Source organism: Pseudomonas sp. TNT2022 ID642 (genome assembly GCF_028656995.1).
Lineage (GTDB): Bacteria > Pseudomonadota > Gammaproteobacteria > Pseudomonadales > Pseudomonadaceae > Aquipseudomonas.
This window is the reverse complement of sequence record NZ_JAMDGW010000007.1, coordinates 467,784-494,066: the sequence shown is the minus strand read 5'-3', so window position 1 is coordinate 494,066 and position 26,283 is coordinate 467,784. Positions and strand designations below refer to the sequence as shown.

13 protein-coding genes are annotated in these 26,283 nt (G+C 61.9%); 11 read left to right on the top strand and 2 right to left on the bottom strand.

Features of this window, described 5'->3' with window-relative positions; translation table 11 throughout:
- Positions 1–434 precede the first annotated feature (434 nt).
- Positions 435–794, top strand: coding sequence for a DUF6124 family protein (locus tag M5G26_RS08005; protein WP_273914944.1), 360 nt, complete (start codon positions 435–437; stop codon positions 792–794).
- Positions 795–966: 172 nt separating this feature from the next.
- On the opposite strand, the gene M5G26_RS08000 is transcribed toward M5G26_RS08005, so the two are convergent.
- On the bottom strand, positions 967–1,908 hold the full coding sequence (locus tag M5G26_RS08000; protein WP_273914943.1) for an aromatic alcohol reductase: 942 nt from the start codon (positions 1,906–1,908) through the stop codon (positions 967–969).
- 96 nt (positions 1,909–2,004) lie between these two features.
- On the opposite strand from M5G26_RS08000, the gene M5G26_RS07995 reads away from it, so the two are divergent.
- Entirely contained in the window at positions 2,005–2,463 is a 459-nt protein-coding gene (locus M5G26_RS07995; RefSeq protein ID WP_127926975.1) for a winged helix-turn-helix transcriptional regulator, read from the top strand.
- A 621-nt stretch (positions 2,464–3,084) separates the two neighbouring features.
- On the opposite strand, the gene gspI is transcribed toward M5G26_RS07995, so the two are convergent.
- Positions 3,085–3,471 carry a type II secretion system minor pseudopilin GspI gene (gene gspI / locus M5G26_RS07990; RefSeq protein ID WP_273914942.1) on the bottom strand — a complete coding sequence of 129 codons (387 nt, stop codon included), beginning with the start codon at positions 3,469–3,471 and terminating at the stop codon, positions 3,085–3,087.
- A gap of 147 nt (positions 3,472–3,618) precedes the next feature.
- Between gspI and gspG the strand changes: the two genes are divergently transcribed.
- The 9 genes from gspG to M5G26_RS07945 all read left to right on the top strand — a co-directional run bounded on the left by gspG (position 3,619) and on the right by M5G26_RS07945 (position 26,280).
- Positions 3,619–4,077 carry a type II secretion system major pseudopilin GspG gene (gspG, locus tag M5G26_RS07985; protein ID WP_273914941.1) on the top strand — a complete coding sequence of 153 codons (459 nt, stop codon included), beginning with the start codon at positions 3,619–3,621 and terminating at the stop codon, positions 4,075–4,077.
- Positions 4,078–4,085: 8 nt separating this feature from the next.
- The gene (gene gspK / locus M5G26_RS07980; protein WP_273914940.1) at positions 4,086–5,045 is read left to right on the top strand and encodes a type II secretion system minor pseudopilin GspK; all 960 of its coding nucleotides are present in this window, start codon (positions 4,086–4,088) and stop codon (positions 5,043–5,045) included.
- Positions 5,042–6,220 carry a type II secretion system protein GspL gene (gene gspL / locus M5G26_RS07975; RefSeq protein WP_273914939.1) on the top strand — a complete coding sequence of 393 codons (1,179 nt, stop codon included), beginning with the start codon at positions 5,042–5,044 and terminating at the stop codon, positions 6,218–6,220. The genes gspK and gspL overlap by 4 nt, the downstream gene beginning before the upstream one ends.
- Positions 6,213–6,758: a type II secretion system protein GspM gene (gspM, locus tag M5G26_RS07970; RefSeq protein WP_273914938.1), complete on the top strand. Its 546-nt coding sequence runs from the start codon at positions 6,213–6,215 to the stop codon at positions 6,756–6,758. The genes gspL and gspM overlap by 8 nt, the downstream gene beginning before the upstream one ends.
- A complete protein-coding gene (gene gspD, locus M5G26_RS07965; protein WP_273914937.1) occupies positions 6,755–9,127 on the top strand; it encodes a type II secretion system secretin GspD in 2,373 nt (790 codons plus the stop codon). Before gspM ends, gspD begins: the two co-directional genes overlap by 4 nt.
- Before the next feature lie 151 nt (positions 9,128–9,278).
- Positions 9,279–10,685 (top strand): type II secretion system ATPase GspE, encoded by a 1,407-nt coding sequence (gene gspE / locus M5G26_RS07960; protein WP_273914936.1) that lies wholly within the window; start codon positions 9,279–9,281, stop codon positions 10,683–10,685.
- Positions 10,685–11,896 (top strand): type II secretion system inner membrane protein GspF, encoded by a 1,212-nt coding sequence (gspF, locus tag M5G26_RS07955; protein WP_134173573.1) that lies wholly within the window; start codon positions 10,685–10,687, stop codon positions 11,894–11,896. The genes gspE and gspF overlap by 1 nt, the downstream gene beginning before the upstream one ends.
- 612 nt (positions 11,897–12,508) lie before the next feature.
- Positions 12,509–13,612 carry a substrate-binding domain-containing protein gene (locus M5G26_RS07950; protein ID WP_034155650.1) on the top strand — a complete coding sequence of 368 codons (1,104 nt, stop codon included), beginning with the start codon at positions 12,509–12,511 and terminating at the stop codon, positions 13,610–13,612.
- A gap of 191 nt (positions 13,613–13,803) precedes the next feature.
- A complete protein-coding gene (locus M5G26_RS07945) occupies positions 13,804–26,280 on the top strand; it encodes a filamentous haemagglutinin family protein (protein ID WP_273914934.1) in 12,477 nt (4,158 codons plus the stop codon).
- Positions 26,281–26,283: the final 3 nt, after the last annotated feature.

The following is a 26,283-nucleotide window of genomic DNA, read 5'->3' as shown; positions in this document are numbered from 1 at the left end:
TCGATGGGCTGCGAGGTTGAGCATTTCACTAGGGATGTGGACGGATCTTTTCCGAGAGGTGTTACGGGATTCGTTTCCGATAAACACCAACGTTTAAAAAGACATCTCCAAACACTCTCCCAGGCTACACATCCTTGCGCCATTGCCTACAGCTACGCCAGAATCCGCCGGCTTGTGCGCCTTGGGGGCGGGTTCTATTGTGGTGCGGTCGCTGACGAATCAGTGATCGGATTTGACCGTCCGCCCAATATCAAGGCGCGCCAGTGTTCTGCACGTGTTCAGGCATTGTCTGAAATCATGTCGCGGTGGCTGTGCGTGGGACACCTTCGGGTGTGCCGGATTCCTTGATGTCCGGTCGGTCAACCCGCGTACAGCTGCCACCCAGTTTGTTTGACCGCGAACGGTGGCGGCTCCAGTCATCAAGGAGCTTTACCATGATCAAACCAACACCCAACCCGCCCGAATCCAACTGCACGTCCCCCTACGAATCCATCGATTCCAAAAAACTCCACGAAGCCGCCGACCGCGCGCTCGACCATTACCTCTGTCCGCCCGGTTCCGCGCCGCCGCCACGTAGAATCCGTGGGATGTATGCCGTAACTGCGGACAACAAAAACGAAGAATTGCTGATCGATGCCAGCGAAACACTTGCTTCGGCCAAAACCATTGCCCAGAACTGCGCCAGTCTGTTGCCGGCGTCGCAGCGTCGGGCGTTGTTGGGAATTGCGCAGTTGATCATGCTGGGGGAGTTGGCGGTGAATCGGGCGCTGGATAATTTGCAATTACCGGAGTGATGCGGGTGTCGGGATCACCTGCTAATCGGGTGTTCATTCTGGCGCCTTCGCGAGCAGGCTCGCTCTCACCTTTGAGTGTGTTCCAAGGTGGGAGTGTGCTGGCTCTTCAGCCGCGATAAATGTCGAGAGACCTACGAGTTTCTGTACCTGCGATTGGGGGGCTTTCTTTGCATCAATCGACTGCCAGGTTGTCCCGAGCCCACTGTTCAGCCGTAGTGACCTGAATCGACTGCTGTTCGTTGAACGTCCCCGCTTTCGGCCACGACACGCCTCTGCCTTGGGCAAATACGGCGCGGTATTTTTTGATGTGGTGAGTGGGGTCTTTTTCCAGTTCCTGCATCAGGTACGGAATCGTCCAGACGTTACGCTTGAACGGCCGCCCCAGCACACGTTCAAGCAGGCTCGCCACCTGCCCATACGTCACCGTGTCGCCAGACAGGTACACGATCTCGTTGCGAAAGCGCGGTTCGAAGAAAACGATGTCCGCTGTCAGCTTGCCGATGTCCTCGGGTGTCGTGAGCGTCACGCTGGTTTCCAGGCTGCCCAAGGCGTTGACGGTGTCGCTCTCAAAATCGACGACCTCAAAGACCGGCTCGAACAGAAAACTGGTGAACATGCCGGTCGAGATGATCACCCATTCGGTTTGATCCTGGGCGCGGAGCAACTCGCGTACGTCGAGTTGCGCATCGAACAAATCCTGCGGGCTACCCCGGCCAATCACTTCGAAATCGACGCCAAACTGCCAGGGGAAATAGCGCTTCACGCCGGACCTGAGCGCGGCTGTCGCCAGTTTCATCGGTGTTTCACGCCCCGCGACCATGCCTGCGCAGCCTATGACGGTGTCGAATGCTGCGAACACTTCGGCCAGTTGATCGATGGAATCGTTAACCAGGTCTGCAGCGACTAGCTGGATGCCCAGACTGCGCAGTTCATCGACTTCCAGTTTTTTCTCGGGGGCTTGCGTGTTGATGGTCGAATCCCTGAGCAGAACGCTGATGGTGCTGCCGGGCGAGCGCTCGGCTACCCGCGCAAGATTGCGCAGCACCGGCAGGCCGAGTTCGCCGGCGCCGAGTACGAGAATGGATTGTGGGGAAGGGTGGGTCGCTGCGGTCATGATGTCTCCTGAGATCCGTCGTCTGTATGATTTGGCGATGCTGGCACGATTGCGCAGCGCTCAGAAGAAGGCACACGCGTGATACCAGGGGGACATATGACCGATGAGGAAACCCTTAGCCAGGCAGAAGCGATCTGCCAGACGCTAAGACGAGACGATGATGGCGTGCGGCGCGAAGTCCTGGCGCACGCCGGTAGCCGCTGGTCACTGGGTATCCTGCATGCCCTGGGTGTGTACGGCACGATGCGTCATGCCGAGATCAAACGGCAAATGACGGGCGTGACTCAGCGCATGTTGACCAAGACGCTGCGTGCGCTGGAACGCGATGGTCTGTTGATACGGCGGGAGTTGGATCAAGTGCCGCCCCATGTCGAGTATGAGCTGACGGCGTTGGGTATGGAGTTGTTGGTTCGCATGTCGCCGATTTGGACTTGGGTTGTGGAGCACGTCGATGATTTTCGCGAGGCGCGTCGTGCGTTTGATGGTCAGAGTGGGAAAAAGCCTTCGTGGCAGGTTCCGGTGGTGGGGCTGGTTGATTTGGATGGGGCCGATTGATTGGTTGCTTTGGTTCAGGCCATTGCGCAGAACGTGGCGAGTCTGTTGTCGGGTTTGGGGGCTTGCGATTAGAAGCGGCCCTCACCCCAGCCCTCTCCCGGAGGGAGAGGGGGCCGACCGAGGTGTCTTGCGGGGTACGTCGACCTGGAAGATTTTGGCGATTATGGTTTTGGTGAAAGGGCCTTGGGGATTATGGCTTTGGTGATTCTGGGGTTGCGAGTAGAAGCGGCCCTCACCCCAGCCCTCTCCCGGAGGGAGAGGGGGCCGACCGAGTTGTCTTGCGGGGTACGTCGACCTGGAAGATTTTGGTGATTATGGTTTTGGAGAAGGGCCTTGGGGATTATGGCTTTGGTGATTCTGGGGGTAGCGAGTAGAAGCGGCCCTCACCCCAGCCCTCTCCCGGAGGGAGAGGGGGCCGACCGAGGTGTCTTGCGGGGTACATCGACCTGAAAGATTTTGGCGATTGTGGCTTTGGTGAAAGACTCCAGCGGTGATGCCTTCGGGGAAGGATCTTCGATTTCGTTTGGTGAGCTTTGGCCATTTTGGATTCAATGAAAGACGTTCAAGTCGGTGTAGCTCTCGAATTTCCCCGAATCGGTCCCCTCTACCTCTGGGAGAGGGCTAGGGTGAGGGGCTTTCGGTTCGGGACATCAAAGTTTCCAGCCTGGCCAACGGCGGCGCATCCTGGTTGCGGTCGAATACCTGGATACCAATCTTGAGTAAGCGGCCGTTTTCGGCTGCACTAATCAGCTGTTCACAGCGCAGCAACAACCGCCCCTGATCACATTCCTGCGCTTTCATTCCCATCGGCAACTTGCCTTCCAGCCGCAACTCCGCCATCCGACTCTGCGCCGCAATCATCGCCACCGACCGATCCCTTAAAACCCCGCTGCTCTGCGTCATCAACCCCGCCACCCGCACAGCCGCCGACATCGCCACGGCAATAATCGCCAGCGCCACCAGCACCTCAATCAACGTGAAACCCGCTTCCCGCAAACGCGCACACATAAACGGCCCAAAGCCAAAACCCAGCCCTCGACGCTAACCCCCGTCCTTGACGGCTTGACGACGAAAACACCCGAGGATTTTCAACATCCCTGACATATCTTCTTGCAACACTGCGCGTCGAATCGAATCAAGCCAGGGTATGTCGAGATGGATATCGCACCTTTCAAATCGCTTCAGCAACCGTTGCGCGCGCCGCGTGGGCAGCAGGGTTTTACCCTGATCGAGATCATGGTGGTCGTGGTGATTCTGGGGATTTTGGCGGCGATGGTGGTGCCCAAGGTGCTTGACCGGCCGGATCAGGCGCGGGCGACGGCGGCGAAGCAGGATATTGGTGGGTTGATGCAGGCGTTGAAGTTGTATCGCCTTGATCACGGCACTTACCCGAGCATGAACCAGGGGCTGAAGGTGTTGGTGGAGAGGCCGGCGGATGCGAAGAACAGCAATTGGCGCTCGTACCTGGAGCGCTTGCCGAACGATCCGTGGGGGCGTCCTTATCAGTACCTCAACCCCGGCGCCAATGGCGAGATCGACATCTTTTCCCTCGGTGCCGACGGTCAGCCGGACGGCGACGGCGTGAATGCCGATATCGGTTCCTGGCAGTTGTAAGGCCGGCCATGAACAGCCGCTCGCCTGAGGGGGCGAAGCAACAGGGCATGGCGATTATCAGCGCGTTGTTGATTGCGGCCGTGGTGGCGGTGATTGCGGCGGGCATGTTGACGCGTCAGAGCGTGTCGACCCGTGCGCTGGAGGCGGATCAGCAGCGTGTGCAGGGGCGTTGGCTGGTGCTGGGTGGGTTGGAGATCAGTCGTCAATTGTTGTGGGACGCACGTCAGCGCGATCCGTTGACCCGGCTCGATCAGCCGTGGGCGCAGCGTCTCTCCGCGCAAGGTTTTGAGGGGCGGCTGGAGGATGAGCAGGGCAAGTTCAACCTGCGCAATTTGGTGGCCAATGAGCGGGTGGATGAGGCGCAGGTCGCGGCGTTTCAGCGCTTGTGTGAGTTGATCGGGGTCAGCGCCGGGTTGAGTCAGCGCATCAGTCAGCGGGTGATTGCCTCGTACCCGCGACTGCTGAATCCGCAGATGGCCGAGGCGCCGAAAAGTGGTTTCGACAGTGGTCGCGCGACCTCGCCCAACGCTTCACACAAACCGCAGAAGCCGACGTTGCCGATGCTGCGCAGCATCGATGATTTGCGCAGTGTCGACGGCGTTAATGAGGCGGTGATGAGCAAACTGGCGCCGTATCTGACGGTGATCCCGGCGACGACTTGGCTCAACGGCAACACGGCCACCGCACCGGTTTTAGCCGCTTATGTGCCGGGGTTGTCGCTGGAGCGCGCGAATGCGCTGATCGCCGAGCGTGATGCCGGGCGCTGGTTTATCAACCGTGGCGATTTCGTTAACCGCTTGCGCATGCCGCAACTGGAGCTGACCAGCGTCAAGGTCGGCATCACCAGTGACTGGTTTCGCCTGCGCGGTGAGGCGCGGCGCGATCAGCGGCGGGTCAGTCTTGAGGCGTTGTTGCATCGCAGCCAGGACCGCTTGCCGCAGGTGATCTGGTCGCGGGTGGGCGTATGAGCCAGTTGAAAGTGGCGTTGCCGCCCTTGGCGGAATTGGATCTGCACAGTCAATTGCACTGTGCTTGGCTGGATCGTCAGGGCCAGGTCACGCGGGAAGAACGCCACAGTCTGAGCCAGTTGAGCCAGCAGTCGAAACTGCCGCCGCTGGTGTGTTTTCTGCACCCGGCTGACAGCCTGTTGGCGAGTCTCGATTTGCCGCCGCTGCCTGCGAACAAGATTGTCGCGGCGGTGCAGTGTGCGGCGCAGGCCTTGATGCTGGGCGACAGCAGCGAGATGCACATTGCACACAGTTCGCGGGACGAGGCCGGGCAGGTGCAGATCGCTTGGGCGCCTCGGCAACAGTTGTTGGGTTTTGGTCAGTTGCTGAAAAGTGCAGGGCTGAACCTGCGCGGACTCTACCCGGCGCCGTATCGTTTGCCGGTGTTGCCGGGGACCGTTGCTTGCGTGCAGGACGGGCATTTGTTGCTGCGCGATAGCGTACAAGCGGCGCGGGTGCAGCCGTTGTTCGATGACGGCCTCGACGGTGTTGTGTGGGAACCGGGCAGCACGTTGCACTGGATCGGGGATCAACCACCGTCGGGTGCTGAACTGCCGATGGCGGATGCGCAGCGCTGGACCGGGCCGCTACCGGGGTGGGGACTGCATGGCGCGATCCAGCAGCAAAATACCGAGCATCGCGGTTGGGGCAGGGCGATCGCCCTGTCAGCGTTGGCCGTGGCGGTGTGGGTGATCGGTTTGAACCTGTATGCCGCTCGCGAGGCCGGGCAGGGTCAGCAGCTGAAAAGCCAGATGAACCTGCGGGTAAAGCAGGCCTTCCCTGAGTTGCCGGTAATTCTCAACCCGTTGCAGCAAGCGCGTCAGCAACTGGCGGCGCGGCAGAAAGGTGCGGCGGATGATCCGGCGCAGACTTTTAATCGTCTGGTGTTGCAGGCGGGCAGCGGCATGCCGTCGATGGCCGGCAGTGTCGAGCGGTTGGCGTTTGTCGACGGCGCCTTGCAGCTGAGTCTGCTGAGTGAAGCCCGTCGCGGCGGCAATGATCAGGAGTGGCAAAGCACCTTGGCCCAGGCCGGTATCAGTGTGACGGCAGATGACGAAGGCTGGACCTTGCGTCCGGCCACTGAAGCCACCCCAAGCGAGAGCGATGACAGCGGCGGAGCAGAAGAAGATGAATAAGGCTTCGTTCGCGGTTTACCGCGCCAAGTGGCAACGCTTTAACGCTAAGGTGCAGGCGCGTTGGCAACCGTTGGCCCTGCGTGAAAAACGCATGGTTGCCGGCATGGCCATTGCGCTGATCGGCCTGCTGCTCTGGGTCGCGCTGATCCAGCCACCGTTGAAGAAAATCACCTATTGGCAAACCGAGACGCCAAAGCTGCGCGCCCAGATCGAGGCGCTGGAAGTGCTGCTGCGCGAAGTCAGCGTGCGCCCGGACGGGCAAAGCGTGGCGCAGTCGCTGGAGCAGACCCTGCAGGCCAGCGGCCTGGCGGGGCATTACCAATTACAGGAGGCACAGGGCGCCTGGCAGTTGACCTTCGACGCGGCGCCGGCCGACGCCGTGCTCGACTGGCTGTTGAGCAACCCGGCACAACTTTCTCTGCAAGTGGTCGAGGCCCGTTTGCAACGCGCAGACAACCCCTCGACCGAAGTCACCGCCGGCACTTTGTCAGGCACCGTTCGCATGGATCAGGCGCTGGGCGCTAAGGAAGCTTCATGAAGGGGTCAGGATCCAAACCGGCACGTCTGGCGTTGCCGATGCTGCTGATGGCGTTGAGCGCGTGCAGCAACACCACCACACCACAGAATCAACCGCCGTTGCTGGTCGACAGTGAACTTGGTCGACCGCTGGCCAACACCCAGCGCAGCGGCGACGCGGTGCTCGACCGCGAACGCGCACAGGCTCAGGCGCGACCTGTGCCGAAGCCATTGCACAACATCAGCAAGAGTGCGCGCAGTGGTGCGGCGGCGTCGGGCATTGCGTTGCCGAGTAATCCGTTGGGCGATCAGCCGGTGACGCTGAATTTTGTCGACGCCGATATTCAAGCGGTGGTGCGGGCGCTGTCGCGTTCGACCGGGCAGCAGTTTCTGGTCGACCCTCGGGTGAAGGGCACGTTGACCCTGGTCTCGGAAGGTCAGGTGCCGGCGCGGCAGGCTTACGACATGTTGCTGGCGGCGTTGCGCATGCAGGGTTTCAGTGTGGTCGATGTTGGCGGTGTGGCGCAGGTGGTGCCGGAGGCGGATGCGAAGTTGCTCGGCGGGCCGATTTACAGTGCCGACAAACCGGCGGGCAATGGCATGCTCACGCGCACGTTTCGTTTGCAATATGAGAACGCGGTGAACCTGATTCCGGTGCTGCGGCCGATTGTGTCGCCGAATAACCCGATCAACGCCTATCCGGGCAACAACACCATCGTTATCACCGATTACGCCGAGAACCTGACCCGCGTTGCCCAGTTGATCGCGAGCATTGATTCGCCGAGCGCGATTGACACCGATGTGGTGCAGATTCAGAACGGCATCGCCGCTGACATCGCGCCGATGGTCGCTGATTTGCTCGATGCGCCGGGCAATGATCCGACGCAGAAAATCGCGGTGATTGGTGATCCGCGTTCCAACACCATCATCATTCGCGCTGGTAGCCCAGAGCGCACGGAGCTGGCGCGTAATCTGATCTACAAACTCGACAACGCGCAGAGCAATCCGAGCAATCTGCATGTGGTTTATCTGCGTAACGCGCAAGCGGCGAAACTGGCGCAGGCGTTGCGCGGTTTGCTCACAGGTGAGAGTGATAGCGGCACCAGTGACAGTGCGCGGTCGGTGCTCAGCTCTATGGGTGCTAGCACTGGCGGCAATGCTGGGCAGAGCGGCCAGAGCGGCACGCAAAGCAGCGGCAGCACGTCGACCACTAACAGCAGCGGCAGCACGGGCGGCAGTTACGCGCAGGGCAGCAGTGGCAGCACAACCGGTAGCGGCGGCGCGCAAAGCAGCGAGCAGAACGTCGCCTTCAGTGCCGGCGGCGTGACCATTCAGGCTGACGCGACCACCAACACCTTGCTGATTTCTGCGCCGGAGCCGTTGTACCGCAACCTGCGCGAAGTCATCGATCTGCTCGACCAGCGCCGCGCGCAAGTGGTGATCGAAAGCCTGATCGTCGAAGTCGGCGAGGACGATGCTAGCGAGTTCGGTGTGCAATGGCAGACCGGCAACCTCGGCGGCAACGGCGTGATCGGCGGGGCGAATCTGGGCGGCTCGGGGATCAACACCAACGGCAAAACCAGCATCGACGTACTGCCGCAGGGTTTGAACCTGGGTTACGTCAACGGCACTGTCGACATCCCCGGCATCGGCAAGATTCTCGACCTGAAGGTGCTGGCCCGGGCCTTGAAAAGTAAGGGTGGCACCAACGTGCTGTCGACGCCGAACCTGCTGACCCTCGACAACGAAGCGGCGAGCATTTTTGTCGGCCAGACCATTCCGTTTGTCAGCGGTAGTTATGTGACTGGCGGTGGCGGCACCAGCAATAACCCGTTCCAGACCGTGACTCGCGAAGAGGTGGGTTTGAAGCTCAACGTACGCCCGCAGATTTCCGAGGGCGGCACGGTGAAGCTCGATATCTATCAGGAAGTCAGCAGCATCGACGAACGCGCTTCCAACAGCGCGACATCGACGGGCATCGTCACCAACAAACGTGCAATCGACACCAGTATTTTGCTCGACGACGGCCAGATCATGGTCCTTGGCGGGTTGCTGCAGGACGGTTACAGCCAGAGCAATGACGCGGTGCCGTGGTTGGGCAGCCTGCCGGGGATTGGCGCGCTGTTTCGCAACGAACGCCGGGCGATCACCAAGACCAACCTGATGGTCTTTCTGCGGCCTTACATTATTCGCGACAGCGAAGCGGGGCGCAGCATCACCCTCAACCGCTACGACTTCATGCGTCGCGCGCAGGGTGGTTTGCAGCCGGAACGCAGTTGGGCGATGCCGGACATGCAGGCGCCGCAGTTGCCGACGGCGGCGCAGGGTGTGCCGGCGGTGTTACCTGGGTCGGGTCCGCGCGCAACCATCAAAGCGGTACCGATCCAATGACGCCGACATCGCCCCTTGATCTGGAAAACGGACCTGTAGGAGCTGCCGAAGGCTGCGATCTTTTGATCTTGCTCTTCGACGGACCCAAACGACCAAAGATCAAAAGATCGCAGCCTTCGGCAGCTCCTACAGGGATTGGGGAGGGCTTGAGATGAGCGCGCTGCCTTACGCCTGGGCCAAGGCGCAGCGCATTCTGTTGTGTGATGGCGTGTTGACGGTGTGCCCGTCGACGCCGGGCTGGTCGATCAGCGAGGCGCGGCGGCAGTTCGGCGCGACCACGATTCAGCGGGTGCGCGATGATGAACTCGATGGCTTGCTCGCCGCTGCCTATGCGGATACAGGCAGTGCAGCGGCGGTGGTCGGCGCGGCAGAAAACGAAGTCGACCTTGATCGTCTGATGCAGGACATGCCGGAAATCACCGACCTGCTCGACACCCAGGACGGTGCGCCGGTGATTCGCATGATCAACGCCTTGCTCACGCAAGCGGCGCGCGATGAGGCCAGCGACATTCACATCGAGCCGTTTGAAACCCATTCCGTGGTGCGCTACCGCGTTGACGGCACGCTGCGTGACGTGGTCTCGCCGCGCAAGGCCTTGCACGGTGCGCTGGTGTCGCGGATCAAGATCATGGCCCAGCTCGACATCGCCGAAAAGCGCCTGCCGCAGGACGGTCGTATCGCCTTGCGCGTAGCCGGGCGGCCGATTGATATTCGTGTTTCAACGGTGCCGACCGGGCATGGCGAAAGGGTGGTGATGCGTCTGCTCGACAAACAGGCCGGGCGTCTGCATCTGGAAACCTTGGGCATGGACGCGCAGGTATTGGCCAAACTCGATCACCTGATCCGTCAGCCTCACGGCATCGTGCTGGTCACCGGCCCCACCGGCAGCGGCAAGACCACCAGCCTCTACGCCGCACTGGCGCGGCTCGATGCGAGCACCAGCAACATCCTCACCGTCGAAGACCCGGTGGAATACGACTTGCCGGGGATCAGTCAGATTCAGGTGAATGCCAAAATCGACATGACCTTCGCTTTGGCACTGCGAGCGATCCTGCGGCAAGACCCGGACATCATCATGATCGGCGAGATCCGCGATCTGGAAACCGCGCAAATCGCCGTGCAGGCTTCGTTGACCGGTCACCTGGTGCTGGCAACCTTGCACACCAACGACGCGGTGTCGGCGGTCAACCGCTTGATCGACATGGGCGTCGAGCCGTTTCTGCTGGCGTCGTCAATGCTCGGCGTGCTCGCACAACGCTTGGTGCGGCGCCTGTGCAATCAATGCAAGCAGGAAGACCCGGCAGCCCCCGGCACCTGGCGCCCGGTCGGTTGCGCAAACTGCAATCAAACCGGCTACAGCGGCCGCACCGGCATTCACGAATTGTTCTGCATCGACGACGACATCCGCACGCTGATCCACCAAGGGGCAGGGGAGCAGGCCTTGCGCGCATCAGCCGCGAAAGCCGGGATGTTCAGCCTGCGCGAGGACGGTGAGCGCTGGATCCGCAGTGGCGCCACCGCAACTGAAGAAATCTTGCGTGTGACACGGGACGCCTGATGAATCGCTATCGTTTTGAAGCTGCCGACGCGACCGGCAAGATCGAATCCGGGCACCTTGAGGCGGACAGCCAAAGCGCCGCTTTCACAACATTACGCGGGCGCGGTTTGACCGCGCTGTCGGTGCACAAGGAAAGCAATGTCGCCCAGCATGGTGGCGGTGGACTGTTCAGCGCCAAGCTCTCGGACAACGACCTAGCCTGGGCCACGCGGCAATTGGCGAGTCTGTTGGGCGCGAGTCTACCGTTGGAAGCGGCGCTGAGTGCCACGGTCGAACAGGCCGAAAAAAAGCACATCGCCCATACGCTCAGTGCCGTTCGTGCGGATGTGCGCAGTGGCATGCGTCTGGCGGAATCGCTGGCCGCGCGACCGAGAGACTTTCCCGAGATCTACCGCGCGTTGATTGCGGCGGGGGAGGAGTCCGGCGATCTGGCGCAGGTGATGGAACGGCTGGCCGACTACATCGAGGAGCGCAACAACCTGCGTGGCAAGATTCTCACTGCGTTCATCTATCCGGGCGTGGTTGGTCTGGTGTCGATCGGCATCGTGATTTTCCTGCTCAGTTATGTGGTGCCGCAGGTGGTCAGTGCGTTTTCTCAGGCGCGGCAGGACTTGCCGGGGCTGACGTTGGCGATGCTCAACGCGAGTGATTTCATCCGCAGTTGGGGCTGGCTGTGTGCTGGGATCATGGCCGGGGCGTTTTGGAGCTGGCGCTTGTATCTGCGCAATCCGGCGGCGCGTTTGAGTTGGCATCATCGCGTGCTGAAGTTGCCGTTGTTCGGGCGTTTCATCCTTGGGCTAAACACCGCGCGTTTTGCCTCGACCCTGGCGATTCTCGGCGGCGCCGGGGTGCCGTTGTTGCGCGCGCTGGAGGCGGCGCGGCAGACCTTGTCCAATGATCGTTTGAGTTTGAGCGTCACTGAGGCCACGGCCAAGGTGCGTGAGGGTGTGAACCTGGCGGCGGCGTTGCGGGTGGAGAATGTGTTTCCTCCGGTGCTGATTCACCTGATCGCCAGCGGCGAAAAAACCGGGTCGTTGCCACCGATGCTCGAGCGCGCAGCGCAAACTCTGTCGCGTGACATCGAACGGCGGGCGATGGGCATGACGGCGCTGCTGGAGCCGCTGATGATTGTGGTGATGGGCGGGGTGGTGTTGGTGATTGTGATGGCGGTGTTGTTGCCGATCATTGAGATCAATCAACTGGTCCAGTAGCCGGTTTTGATGGTGTCTGATCGGGCCCCTTCGCGAGCAGGCTCGCTCCCACAGTGTTCTGTGTTGTGAAGTCAATTGCATTCGATCATTGAGAGCACTGAGTTGATCCAGTAGTGGTGTGTCAGATGTTTTTAGGGTGTCTGACCTGGCCCCTTCGCTGGCAAGCCAGCTCCCACAGGTTCTTGTGTTGTGTCGCAGATCGCATTGACAACATGGCTCCTTGTGGGAGCTGGCTTGCCAGCGATGGGGCCAGTCAGGGCAACAAATAATCCAATCTTTTTTCCAGGACTTCAGCATCACCCGACCCTCAAAAGAACCATCCTCGGGTTCTCCTTTCTGTCATCTGCAACCACCCGCCACTGCCTCCAGCCCGATTCCGCCAAACCGCTGATCCAGACCCTGCGCTGCACCCGGCAAACACCCGAGAAAATCCCTTCAGAAACAGCTCGCACCTCCCGAGGTTTTTTCCTTTATCTGTCACCGGAAGCTGCGAATTTCTCAGTGCGACTTAACCAAGGCCAACGCTAGCGAGGGCCCCGGTGAGTCCTCCCAGTGTCATGCAAGTCACCCGAAAACCTGTGTTCCCAAACCTAGTTGAAAAGGAGATTCTTCATGTTCAAGCGCACTCTGATCGCAGCCTCATTGACCGTCGCCGCTCTGGCATCCGCCCAAGCCATGGCCGTAACCGGTGGTGGCGCCTCACTGCCTGCCGCTCTGTACAAAGGTTCTGCCAACAGCATCCTGCCTGCCAACTTCAGCTACGCCGTGACCGGTAGCGGCATCGGCAAAAGTGCTTTCCTGACCAACACCGCCGCACAGTTCAGCACCACTGGCACTGTGCACTTCGCCGGCAGCGACTCGATCCTCAGCGCTTCGGAAATCAGCACCTACAACACCAACTTCGGCGCTTCGTTTGGTCCGCTGATCCAACTGCCATCTGTCGCCACTTCGGTTGCCATCCCTTACAAAAAGGCCGGCAACACCACCCTTAACCTGACCAGCGCTCAACTGTGTGATGCCTTGTCGGGCACCAAGACTACCTGGGGCGCGCTGTTGGGTACCTCCGACACTACCGCGATCCGCGTTGTTTATCGCACCGCTTCGAGCGGCACCACCGAAATCCTCAGCCGTCACCTGAACTCGATCTGCCCGACCAAGTTCGCGGTCAACACCACCTTCACCAACGCACGTCTGCCAGCAGGTTCCGCTGTGCCGTCGAACTGGGTAGGCGTGGCCAATACCGCTGACGTAGCCCCGGCAGTCAACGCGGTTGACGGTTCCATCGGTTATGTCGGTCCGGACGGTGTCAACGCTGCGAGCAACGCTGTTGTTGCGCGTATCAATGGCGTTCAGCCAACCAGCGCCAACGTCAACACGGCTCTGGCTTCGGCTCCACTGCCAACCAACGCGGCCAACCCGGCGCAGTGGTCCCCAGTGGTTGCCAACCCGTCCAGCGGTTATGCAATGGCGGCTTACACCAACTTCATCTTCGGCCAGTGCTACAAGGACGCAGCCGTGGCTGCTGATGTCAAAGCGTTCCTGACCCAGCACTACAGCACTCCGGGCAACGCCGTGGCCACTGCCGCTCACGGTTTCATTCCGGTTCCAACCAACTGGAAAACCGCTGTAACTGCCAACTTCGTCACCAACTCCACCGGCAACAACCTGGACATCAACAACGCCAGCGTCTGCAACGCTGTGGGTCGTCCTTTGTAATACACGCCTCAAGCGTCAGGAAATGGCAGCAGCCTTCGGGTTGCTGCCATTTTTTTTGCTCGATTTACACCTCAATCATGAAGTTTGTGTGACATCCGTTCGGTCGCGCCCCTCGCCAACTGCCTATGTCGTAACAGCAGGTTTTAGCTGGCCTGCAGCTATGTGTGGCAATCAAAAAGGATCTCGTAGTGATGCTCGCTCGCCCATCCCGTCGCAGTACCCGTGCCCCGATGCTCAAGCGTGAGGTCGCCGATCCGGCGCTGTGGCTGCTCAAGCCACTGGCGCACGCGGTGGCGTTGTGTCTGGTGGCGGGGAGTGCGCAGGCGCAAACGGCGTTCAGTTCCAACTGGTTCGCCGCCAAGGGCGCCGCACAACAAGCGGCGGCAGCGCGGCCGAGTGTTGGCGGGTTGCCGGGGATGACGCCACCATTGGCCCAGCAGCAACGAGCCAATCAGCAATTGCAGCGCTCGTTGCAGACGCTCAACAACACCGTGGCGGCAATTGCCGCACAGCAGGCGGCTCAGGCGGCCGGGCGTGCGGTGGCGTTGGGCAGTGTGCAAAACGTGCCGGATGGATTGGGCGAGGGCGGCTTGAAGGTCGATAACAGCCTCACCCAGGGTTGGCTGAACGCCAAGGGGCCGCAGCAGACTCTGGCTGACGGCAAGACCACGGTGAAGATCGAGCAGACCGCCGACAAGGCGATTCTCAACTGGGAAACCTTCAACGTCGGCCGCAACACCACGGTCGAATTCGCTCAGCAATCCAACTGGGCAGTCCTCAACCGGGTCAACGACCCAAGTGCGCGTGCGAGCCAGATCCAAGGCCAGATCAAGGGCGACGGCACGGTGATGCTGATCAACCGCAACGGCATCGTGTTCAGCGGCAGCAGCCAGGTCAATGTACGCAATCTGGTAGCCGCCGCAGCCAACATCACCGATATCCAGTTCCGCGACCGGGGCCTGTACTTCGACAGCACCGCCACCCAGCCGACCTTCACTGACGCAGCCGGCAAGGTGCTGGTGGAGCTTGGCGCCAGTATCCAGACTCATGCGCCCAAGGCGTCGACGGACGCTGGGGGCTACGCCTTGCTGTTGGGCAACGAGGTGCAGAACGATGGCAACATCAGCACCCCCAAAGGCCAGACGCTGCTCGGTGCAGGCGATCGCTTTTACATCCGTAAGGGTTCAGGTACCGATGGCAACGCCGTGTCCACGACCTTCGGCAACGAAGTCACGCCGGGCTTCAAGACCGGCGCCGTGGCCGGCAAGGTCAGCAACAATGGCTTGATCCAGGCCGCCACCGGCGACATCACGCTGACCGGCCATGAGGTGCTGCAAAACGGTGTGTTGCTGGCGAGCACGTCAGTGGCCACGCGCGGCACTGTGCACTTGCTCAACCCGGTGACTGACAACGCTGGCAGCGTCACGCTCGCTCAGGGCAGCGTCACCGCGATCATGCTCGATAGCAGCGATCTCACCGCGCTCGACAGTCAGCGTGAGGCATCGCTACAGGCCGTCAGTGCCAACAACCGCATCCGTGGTGATCAGTCGCGCATCGACATCGGCAGTGGCGGCAGCGTCGAGTTTCAGAACGGTTCGATCAACCTCGCCACCGGTGGCCAGGTCGCTGTATCGGCGGGGCGTCGCAGCCTGGTGCGCGACGGCGCGTTGATTGATGTGTCCGGCGCTGTCGGGGTGAAGGTGGCGATGGAAGCCAATAACATCAAGATCAACGTGCAGGGCAACGAGCAACGCGATGCGCCGGTCAACCGCGAGGGCGGCGCGCTCAACAGCAACGACATCTGGGTCGATGTGCGTGAGTTGGTGTACGTGCCGGCCGGCACCAACGGTTACGCTACAGATCGTTGGTACACGGCCGGAGGTCTGCTGGAAGTCGGTGGCTATCTCGGCACTCAGGGCCACGGCATCGGTGAATGGATGGCGCAGGGCGGTTCCGTGAATTTTGCCGGCAACGATGTGGTCACCGAGAAAGGTTCGCTGATCAACTTGTCGGGCGGCACCCTCGACGTGCAGAGCGGCGAGATCCGGCAGAGCTGGTTGCGAGGCGCCGACGGGCATTTATATGAAGTCTCACGGGCGCCGGGGGATCTGCTTTATACCGGGTTGTACAAAGGCTATGAAGACAGCAGCGAGCGCTGGGGCCAGACGCAGTTTTTCTACAACCCGCTGATTGCACCGGGCTCGCGTCAGGAATCGGGCTACACCGTCGGCCGCGATGCCGGTCAATTGGTGATTGCCACCCGCAACGCGCTGGTCGATGGCCAGATTCTCGGCGAAGTGTTCCAGGGCGAGCGCCAGACACAAGCACCCCGCGCGGTGCTTGATGGCTATGAGCAGAGTCAGATTGCACGGGCTCGCCGGGCGCAATTGATCGTGGGTCAATACGATCCGGCCTGGTCGGCGACCGCCGGTGGCCTGCAGTACCTGCTCGATCCGCGACTGGACCAGGTGCAGATCGGCGGCACTCACGCAGCGGCGCTCACAGCGCCCGGCCTGACGGATGCCGTGGCGCAGGAGCGGGTCGGCAAGTTGTTTCTCGACAGCGATATGCTCAACGGCTTTCAGCTCGGTGCGTTGAAGGTCTCTGCCGCGAAAACCATTGTTGTCGATCAGGCGCTGGCCGTTGATTCCGGTGGTGACATCACCTTGTTCGGCCCACAAGTGCAGGTCAATGCGAACCTGACTGCGCGTGGCGGCAGTTTGACTGTGGGGGATATCCTGACCGGCAACTCCGCGTTGCCGGCACCGGCCGGGACGGCTGTCGGTGTCACGGTGGCCAAAGGCGTGCAGCTCGATGCCCGCGGACTGTGGAGCAATCTGCGTACCGATCCGGACGACGTGAACAGTCTGGCCTACCTCAATGGCGGCGTGGTGTCTGTGCGCAGTACCGGCAGCGTCAATCTGGGCAGTGGCAGTCTGCTTGACGTGTCGTCCGGCGGGGCGCTGTTGGCCAATGGCAAGACGCGCGGCGGCAAGGGCGGCGACATTACGCTGGAGTCGAGTCCGCTGACCCGTTCGGCGTCGTCACAATTGATGCTTGATGGCGACGTGCGTGGCTACGGTGTCACCGGTGGCGGCAGTCTGACGATTCAGTCCGGCAACGTTGTGATCGGTGGAACCGGCGCCGCACACGGCAACAATACGCTGCAACTGGCATCGAGTCTGTTCAGCACAGGTTTTGCCAATTACAGCGTCATCGGCCTGACCGGACTGAAAGTCGCTGATGGTGCGCAGATCGATGTGGTGATGCCGGTCTACCGTTTCGGCGATGCGGCGCTGAACCAGTCCAGCGGCGCCGATCCGCGCACGGCCCTCGAATTGTGGACCCCCACGCTGTTTCAGGAGAACCCGGCCAAAGGCGTTCTGACCCAGCGTGGCGGCGCCAGTCTGGCGCTCCAGGCCGGCTCCAGTGAGTTGGCGCTGATTGACCCGGCGAGCAGTCCGCTGTCCATCGGCCACGGTGCACGTATCAGCGTCGACCCGGGGCAGCGCATCAAACTGCGCGGTGCCGGACAGATTACGGTCGACGGGCAATTGAACGCCTGGGGCGGCACCCTCGATATTCGTCAGCAACAGTTTGGCTCGCTGGACGTGGCGACCATGCCGCAGAACGCCGACCCGCAGGCCCACAACCGTTCAATCTGGATCGGCGAAGACGCGGTGCTGGATGTTGCCGGTCGCGCCTACACTGCCGTGGATGCGTTGGGTCGGGTTTACGGCCAGATCGGCAAAGGCGGCAGCATTATTCTCGGCGGCGAGATTGATTCGAAGAAAATCACCGCGACGTCGGCCGATGCTTACGTGATTGTGCGCCACGGTGCACGCCTGGACGCCTCCGGTACGCACGCGGTTCTGGATGTCGCCGGGAGCGGGCCGACCGACGTCGCCACCGATGGCGGGCGCATTGCCTTGAGTTCTTACAATGGCGTGTTCCTCGACGGTCAGTTGCAGGCTGCAGCGGGTGGCGTCGGCGCGTCGGGTGGACATCTGGAGATTGTTCAGGACGCGCCGCTCTACCAGATGAATCTGGCGAGTAACGAAGTGCGTGCGCCCCGCGAAATGATCATCAGCCAAGGCTCGGATGGCTCGCTGCTGCCGGCGCATCTGCAGGCCGGCGAAGGCGCGGCGCAGTTGCGTTACGGTCAGACCCGCTTGAGCGCGGAGCGTTTGATGTCGGGTGGTTTCGATCACCTGAGCCTGTTGAGTAACGGCTTGCTCACATTCGCCGGCGACGTCGACCTGCGCATGAATCAAAGCCTGAATCTGTACACTGGCTCGATCTCGCTGGCGCAGGCCGCCAGCGACTCGACGCGGATCAATCTGGCCGCGCCATACATGCGCTTGTCGGGGCTGGGGCTCTACGTGCCTTCGGATGTCAGCATGCGTCCACGGGTGCTGGCCAACGCGACCACTGAGCTGTCGAACGCCCGCTTCACCGCCACCGCTGGCCTGCTCGATCTGAGCAACACCTTGTCGTTCGGCACCGAAGGGACGATCGCGCAGCTCGACGCGCCGGCCGCTGCCGTCAGCCGTCGTGGCTTCGATCAGGTCACCCTCGACAGTCGTGGCGACATGCGTTTTCTCGCGCCGAACGATAAAGAACGCAGCTCGCGGTTGTGGACACCCGGTGATCTCGACTTGCGCGCTGCGCAGATTTATCCGGCCACGGGTGTTTCGGCCGATGTCCGTGTCGGTTATCAGGGCTATACGGCTGTCCCGGAACTGGCGCGCACCTTGCGTATCAGCGGCCATGGCGAGGCACCGCAGGCCTTGCCGTATTCCGCGTTCGGCAACTTGCTGCTGGTTGCCGGCAAGATCGAGCAGGGCGGCGTTATCCGCGCCCCATTGGGGTTGATCAGATTGGGCGAGAACTCGCTGGGCAAAACCCAGGAACTGCGCCTGTTGCCCGGCAGTGTCACGTCGGTCAGCGGCGCTGGTCTGGTCATGCCGTATGGCGGTACCACCGACGGTATCGACTATCGCTACGACGGCAAATCCGTGGTGTTGCACGGGATCGCCAGTGCCCTGGATGGCGTGATCCTTACCGGGCAGTATGTCGATGTGCAGGGCGGCGCGTTGATTGACTTGTCGGGCGGCGGCGATCTGCGTGGCGCCGGTTTTGTCTCCGGGCGCGGCGGCTCTACCGATGCCCGATTCAATCCGTTGGTGCGCAACGCTGCCGATGGCACGTTCAGTTTGCCGGGCCTGAGCAGTAACCCGGTGTACGCCATTGTGCCAGGCAACCAGAGCGCCTTTGCACCGGCACTCGCCGAGGCCGGTGCAAGCGATCCGCGCATTGGCCAGCAAATTACCGTCGGCGCCGGTGTTCCTGGCCTAGCCGCCGGCACCTACACCTTGCTGCCTTCAACCTTTGCCTTGTTGCCCGGCGCGTTCCGGGTCGAGGTCAACGGCCAGGCGACGCCGGGCATGACCAGCGGCGCGTTGAAAATGCGCAATGGTTCGTGGTCCAGTGCCGGGCTGATGTCGATTGCCAACAGCGGTGTGCGCGACAGTCTGCCGAGCCAGGTGATCCTGACGTCGGCCGATGTTCTGCGCCGCTATTCGCAGTACAACGAAACCAGCTTCACCCAGTTCATCGAAAGCGATGCGGCCCGTCGAGGTGTGCCACGTGCGTTGGCGCCAATGGATGCGAAATCGCTCAACGTGCAATTGGTGGCCGGGGGCACGCACGACATCGACATGAACTTTCAGGGCCAGGCCCTGTTTGCCCCGAGCAAAGGCGGCGTGGCCGGGAGCGCTGTCGTGTTGGCCCAGGACCTGGAGGTACTCGGTGAAGGCCGTTCGCGCACGCCGGGGTTTAGCGGGATTTCGCTATACGCCGGCAGCCTTGACCGGCTCGAAGCCGGACGGCTGAGCCTTGGCGCCACGCCGACGGTTGAATACGGCTCGGCGGGTAACTTCATTCGCTTTGAGGGTTCGGCTGCCAACATCACTCTGCGTGAAGGCGCAGTGTTATCGGCACCGGAAGTGCTGTTGCGCACTGACAAAGTCGACGGTGGCATCACGCTGGAAGCGGGCGCCGGTATCAACACCCTCGGCCGCGGTGATGCGCCTTATGACTCGACCGACGGCTTCATTTATCAGCCGGGTTCCGCCAGTCTGTTGGTCGTGTCCAACGGTTGGACCAGCACGCTCGCACCGACCGTCGCCACCTATTCGGAAGGCCCGGGCAGCATCCGCATCGGTACGTGCGCTGCGCAGCCATGCGCTCAGCCAACGTTGCTCTATTCCAATGGCAGCATTACCGCTGCCACCGATAACCAGTTCGAACTGAACGAATCCGTGCGCTTCGGCACCCGTCACCTGGCGCTGGCCGTCGGCGCGGTCAATGCCGGTAGCGCCGAGGCGCTGGCCGCGGCAGGTCGCGTACCCAGTGGCCTGACCTTGAACCAGAACGTGCTCGATCGCCTGCTGCGCGGCGATACGCAGTTCGGTGCTCCGGCACTGGAAACCCTGAGTCTGACCACTCGCGACGCGTTCAACTTCTTCGGCAACGTCAGCCTCGATACGCTTGACCCGCAGACCGGCGTCAGTCGCTTGCAGAACCTTTTATTGGCCACGCCCGCCGTCTATGGCTGGGGCGAGGCTGGCGATGTGGCGACCATTCGCACCGCCAACCTGATCTGGAACGGTGCAACCCAGGCGCCGGGCGCGGTGGCCAGTGGTGGCGCCGGGACTGGAAGCGGCACACTGGACATTCAGGCGCAACGCATCGAGTTCGGTTATGGCCCGAACCCGCAACCCAACGGCCTGGATCAGAACAACCGATTGGCGTTGGGTTTCGCCAACGTCAACCTCAACGCCAGCGAGCGCATCACCGCCAACCACAAAGGCAATCTTGCGGTGTATCTGGCGCAAGGGGCTTACGACCCGATTTCCGGCTACGTCTACAGTGGCGGCAACCTCAATCTGCGCACGCCGTTGCTCACTGGTGAAGCGGCCTCGGTCAACCTGTTCAAGGCGGGCGGCAATCTGACGGTGAGTGGCGTTGCGAATGCTGCGGTGGCCGATGCCTTGGGTGCGGAGTTGACGCTTGAAGGGCGCAATGTGCTGCTCGACGGTCGCATTGCACTGGCCAGCGGCAAACTGGTGGTCAAGTCCGAGAACGATCTGACCCTGACCAACGCCGCGCACCTGGACCTGGCCGGGCGTACCTTGCCGTTCAATGACGTCAGCAAATACAGCTGGGGCGGCGAGGTGGCGCTGTACAGCAGCCACGGCAATATCCGCCAGGCAGCCGGTTCACGTATCGATCTGTCGGCGCACAACAACCAGGCCGGCAATCTCAGCGCGATGGCGCTGGCAGCGGATGCCGGGGTGGTCGATCTGCAAGGCGAGATCCTCGGTGCCAGCAGCGGTTACTACGATGCCGGTGGCACGCTGGTGCCGTACAAGGCCGGTGGCGTGGACATTCGCGCACAACGGCTGGGCGACGATTTGAACCAGGACTTCGCTGCGTTGAACCAGCGCTTGAACGCCGGGCAGGTGTTCGGCAGCCGCAGCTTCCAGCTCAAGCAGGGCAGCCTAGTGCTCGGCGACGGGCTCAAGGCCGGTGAAGTCAATGTCTCGGTGGACAACGGCAGTCTGACCGTGGCCGGCCTGATCGACGCCAGTGGTGAGCGGGTCGGCAGCATTCGTCTGTCCGCCAATAACGGTCTGACTCTGACTGGCAATGCCGTGCTCGATGCCCATGGTCGCGTGCTGCGTGTCGACAGCTACGGCAAGATCATCGATGCCCCCAACCGCGCCATGGTCGAACTCGATTCCGGCAATGGTTTGCTGACGCTGGCGTCAGGCGCACGGATCGATTTGCGCCACGGCACCGACGCGCCGCCGGGCAGCGCAGCCGGTCACAACGATGGTCTGCCGCGCGGCACGCTGGAGCTCAATGCACCGCGTATCGGCGGCGGCGACATCGCCATCGATGCCAGCGGTGTGCTGAACATTCAGGGCGCGCGTTCCATCGGCCTGAACGCCATGCGCCGCTACACCGATGCAGTCGACGGCACCGATGCTGCCGTCAGCGGGCGCCCGTATCAGGTGATCGATCAGGCTTATCTGGACGGTATCCATGGCGACAGCACGGCGTTCATCGATGCGGCGCTGGCCAACGGCGATTTGCTGCAACGCAAACTGGCCGGATTGAATAACGCGGCTTATAGCGATGCGTTCCACCTACGCCCGGGCGTCGAGCTCGCCAGCAAAACCGCCGACGGCGATCTGGTGGTGCAGGGCGATCTGGACCTGTCCGCTTACCGTTACGCCAGTCTGAATCCGCACACGCAAAAAACCGCTGTTTATGGTTCGGGCGAATCCGGCAGCCTGCTGATCCGCGCCGGCGGCAATCTGGATATTTACGGCAGCATCAACGACGGCTTCGCGCCGCCGCCGGAAACCGTTGACGACGCCGGGTGGAAACTGGTGCCGGGCATCCAGCCTTTTGGTGGTGACCTGATCGTGCCGGGCGCCGGGGTGACGCTGGCAGAAGGCACCTCGTTCCCGGTCGGCACGACGCTCAATTACGACTTGCCGATACAGAGTGCGACGCTGGCCAGCGGCACGCTGCTGCCAACCCAGGGCATCCTCGCCGGGCCTTACACGCTGACGGCCGGTACAGTCCTGGCCGGTGCGGTGCATGACGCCGCCGGCAACCTGCTGTACGCCGCCGGTACCTTGCTCAGCGACAACGTGACCTTGCCGGCGGGCAGCCGCCTCGGGGCCGGGACGCGGTTGAACGCGGCCACCGACATGCAGGCGATGCTCTGGCCCAAGGGCGTGCCATTGCCTGGCACGTTTGCCGACAACAAAATCGTTGGCGTGAAATTAAGCGGTGCATTGGCGTTGTTGCGCGGCTCGCTGATTCCGTCGATGACCGACGTGGTGCTGGCCGACGGCACAGCGTTCATCGATTTGCGTCCGTTGAACGGCACGCAGCAGGGACGCAACTGGGCCCTGGCGAGCATGCTGCCGTCGGGCAGCACCTCGTGGTCGATGCGCGTAGTGGCGGGGGCGGATCTTGATGCTGCCGACAGTCGCACCGTGAAACCGCTCACCAGCGAAGGTCACTTGCGACTGGCGGATACGCATTACGGCATGGTCGTCACTACGAAAAAACTCGACACCACTTGGGCGGTTGATAATGCGCTGGGGTTCCCGGCCGGAGAGGTCGTAAAGGAAGATGAAATGTTCTGGTGCGATTACATTCCTGGTGTCTGTGTCGCGCCCGCCAAGTTCCTCTGGACGGACGGCAATCCGATGGGCGCACCGGCCGGGTCGCCGGTCAGCGAAGACGATCTGTTCTGGTGTGATATTGACCCTGCTTATTGCGCCGCTAACGTAGGCGGTACCACGGTCTCCACTCATTCGCAGATGTTCAGCGTTTTGCGAACCGGCGCCGCTGATCTGGACGTGATGGCCGCTGGCAATCTGAGCATGGAATCACCTTTCGGGGTGTACACCGCGGGTACCCAATCCAGCGATGTTGACGCGCGTTACAACCAGCCACGCGGTCGTTTGTCGGACGATGGTTCGGTGCTGGGCAGCGCGGGCAGTGATAACGAAAAATGGGTAGATGGTGGTAGCGACAGTCTGTATCAGGCCTGGTATCCGCAACTGGGTGGTAACCTCACGATTGGCGCCGGCGGTTCTGTTTCCGGCGATGTCGTCGGGCGACGTGCGACCAGTATCACGATGGAAACCCGAGAGCAGGTGCCAAGCGTTGCCGTTGGAAACTGGCTGTGGCGTCAGGGTACGGGGAACGACGAAATACCGACCGCCTGGTGGATCAACTTCGGCAGCTATGCCAGTCAGCCGTTGGCGGATTCGAGCAGGAGTACCGCGCCGTATCTGGTGGGTTTTACGGGTTTCGGCACGCTTGGCGGCGGTAACATCAGCCTGCGCGCTGGCGCAGACGGTGGCATGCTTGACCCGGTCGGTGATGGCCGCAGTAATCTTTATCCGCGTGGCCAGGGCCTGATCGTCGCTGTGGGCAGCACCGGGCGAGTGGGCAGCGATGGCAGCCTGCAACTGACCGGTGGTGGCGATATCGACATGCATCTCGGCGGTTCGCTCAACCCCTCGCTGCAAGCCCGGGCGGGAGAAACCGGAACGCAAGCGCCGCGCCATGATCTGCAAGGCGCGGTGATCAACTTGCGTGGCGCTGCGCAAATCAATGCCAGTGCCGTGGGCGGCGTCAATCTGCAGTACGGTGCGTTTTCCCTGGATCAGGATTCGCGCGAAGTCCGTGCATACGATCCGTTCAAATCGACCCTGGGCAGTGCCTCCGGCGGTCTGGTACTGATTCCGGGAGATTCGGGGATGCGCCTGAGCACTCGTGGCGACCTGGTGTTGGGCGGTGCAGCAGATCCGGGACGCGTGCGCTTGCAAAACTCCACAGCCTTTACTGACGCCAGTGGGGTGGGCCATGCAGGCGGTGGATTGACCGGTTTCTCGCTGTGGACCGATCACACTGCGATCGATCTGTTCTCGGCGGGGGGCAACCTCACACCCAGCACGCAGTTGGCCGAATCGGACAATTTGTTGGTTTCCACATCCAATACATCACCCACTGACGGTCGCTTCGTCTATCCGTCGATCCTGCGTGCCGTGGCTGCCAAAGGCTCGATTTACGCGGGATCCTCGGCCGCTTATGGCACGGGCAATGTTCCGCCGGCCGAGGGCTACTCGTTGCTGTTGGCACCGTCTACCTCCGGTCAGCTGGAAATGCTGGCAGGCGATTCGATCTATGCCGGCGGTTATGCGATCAATCAGTCAGGCGCCAGTCCAGCGGCGATTACTTCGCCATTTGCGCCGTCCTTCAATGGGTTCGTCAGCAACAGCGCGGACAGGCCGCTCATGACCAATAACAGCGTTGACGGCGTGGCGACGCAACGCAACGCGCGCTACCCATTATTTGCGTTTGGTGCCAATAGCTATTCCGGGTTGAGTGGCGTGCAAGGGCCCGCACGGTTTTACGCGTTGACCGGAGATCTGGTCGGAGTCCGTAGTGGCGAGACGCTGACATTCTTTAGGTCCGGCGTACAGCAGCGCACCTGGTACGAAGCGGCAGGGCCTGTCTGGATGCTCGCCGGGCGCGACCTCGTCGCCTCGGGCACTTATCTGGGCCAGCCAACAGCCGTACCGAATGAAGTACTGAGCTACAACGGCGACGAGATCAGATCCACCGGCAACCTGTTCATTCACAACCGGCCCAACGATGTGTCGCGGGTGGCGGCCGGGCGCGACATTCTCTACAGCAGCTTCGATATCGCCGGCCCAGGTGTGCTTGACGTCAGCGCAGGGCGCAACCTCCTGATGGAGGACCGTGCCAGCATCACCAGCATCGGGCCGGTGCTGGCAGGCGATAGCCGACCGGGTGCCAGTGTGGTGCTGCAGGCCGGTGTTGGTGCGCAAGGGCTGGATTACTCACGGTTCATCGCGCGCTACCTGAACCCGCAGAACCTTGCTGATTCGCAGGTCTCTCTCAACGGCCAACCGGGCAAAGTGGTCAAGACGTACCTGGACGAACTGCAGAGCTGGCTGACCCTCGGCTATGGCTTCAGCGGCAACGCGGAGCAGGCGCAAGCGTTCTACGCCGCACTGCCGAGTGCCGAGCAGGCGATCTTCGCGCGGCAGGTGTACTTCGCCGAGTTGCGTGCCGGTGGCCTGGAATACAACGATGTCGATGGCCCGCGTACTGGCAGTTATCTGCGCGGTCGCAACGCCATTGCGGCACTGTTCCCGACCACTGATGTGGCGGGCAATCCGATCCGTTACGACGGCGACATCACGCTGTACGGCGGCGCCGGGGTCAAGACCCTGTTCGGCGGCGACATCCAGATGCTCACGCCGGGCGGCGGTCAGGTGTTCGGCATCGAAGGCGCGGCGCCGCCCTCCACGGCGGGGATCATCACCCAGGGTTCGGGCAACATTCAGCTCTATTCGCAGGGCAGTATCTTGCTCGGCCAGAGCCGGATCATGACTACGTTTGGCGGCTCGATTCTCGGCTGGTCCGCCGAGGGCGACATCAACGCCGGTCGCGGCTCGAAAACCACTGTGGTCTACACCCCGCCGAAACGGGTTTACGACACTTGGGGCAACGTGACCCTGTCGCCGTCGGTGCCAAGCACCGGCGCCGGTATCGCCACGCTCAACCCGATTGCCGAAGTGGCGCCGGGCGATATCGACCTGATCGCGCCGCTGGGTACCATCGATGCGGGCGAGGCGGGGATTCGTGTGTCGGGCAACGTCAACATCGCCGCGCTGACGGTGGTCAACGCCGCGAACATCTCGGTGCAGGGCAAGGCGACGGGTGTGCCGGTGGTGTCGGCGGTGAATACCGGGGCGATCACTTCGGCCAGTTCGGCAGCATCGTCGGCCACGCAGGCGGCGGAAGATGTTGCACGTCAGCAGCAAGCGGCTGCGCGGCAGAATCAGGCGTCGGTGTTCACCGTGCAGGTGTTGAGCTTCGGCAACGAACAACTCGCACCTTCACGTGATGGTGCCAGCCGTGCACCGACCCCGGGTTACAACCCGAACAGCCCGGTGCAGGTGTTGGGTGCCGGGGCGCTGGATGAACAGGCGAAACAGCAGTTGACCGAGGAGGAACGTGGGCAACTGACGCTGTAAAAG

What these genes read in the sequence shown, in the direction of transcription:
- M5G26_RS07945 (WP_273914934.1), top strand. Translation starts at nt 13,804, where the DNA reads ATGCTCGCTCGCCCATCCCGTCGCAGTACCCGTGCCCCGATGCTCAAG.
- M5G26_RS07995 (WP_127926975.1), top strand. Translation starts at nt 2,005, where the DNA reads ATGACCGATGAGGAAACCCTTAGCCAGGCAGAAGCGATCTGCCAGACG.
- M5G26_RS08000 (WP_273914943.1), bottom strand. Translation starts at nt 1,908, where the DNA reads ATGACCGCAGCGACCCACCCTTCCCCACAATCCATTCTCGTACTCGGC.
- gspF (WP_134173573.1), top strand. Translation starts at nt 10,685, where the DNA reads ATGAATCGCTATCGTTTTGAAGCTGCCGACGCGACCGGCAAGATCGAA.
- gspG (WP_273914941.1), top strand. Translation starts at nt 3,619, where the DNA reads ATGGATATCGCACCTTTCAAATCGCTTCAGCAACCGTTGCGCGCGCCG.
- M5G26_RS08005 (WP_273914944.1), top strand. Translation starts at nt 435, where the DNA reads ATGATCAAACCAACACCCAACCCGCCCGAATCCAACTGCACGTCCCCC.
- gspK (WP_273914940.1), top strand. Translation starts at nt 4,086, where the DNA reads ATGAACAGCCGCTCGCCTGAGGGGGCGAAGCAACAGGGCATGGCGATT.
- M5G26_RS07950 (WP_034155650.1), top strand. Translation starts at nt 12,509, where the DNA reads ATGTTCAAGCGCACTCTGATCGCAGCCTCATTGACCGTCGCCGCTCTG.
- gspM (WP_273914938.1), top strand. Translation starts at nt 6,213, where the DNA reads ATGAATAAGGCTTCGTTCGCGGTTTACCGCGCCAAGTGGCAACGCTTT.
- gspI (WP_273914942.1), bottom strand. Translation starts at nt 3,471, where the DNA reads ATGTGTGCGCGTTTGCGGGAAGCGGGTTTCACGTTGATTGAGGTGCTG.
- gspE (WP_273914936.1), top strand. Translation starts at nt 9,279, where the DNA reads ATGAGCGCGCTGCCTTACGCCTGGGCCAAGGCGCAGCGCATTCTGTTG.
- gspD (WP_273914937.1), top strand. Translation starts at nt 6,755, where the DNA reads ATGAAGGGGTCAGGATCCAAACCGGCACGTCTGGCGTTGCCGATGCTG.
- gspL (WP_273914939.1), top strand. Translation starts at nt 5,042, where the DNA reads ATGAGCCAGTTGAAAGTGGCGTTGCCGCCCTTGGCGGAATTGGATCTG.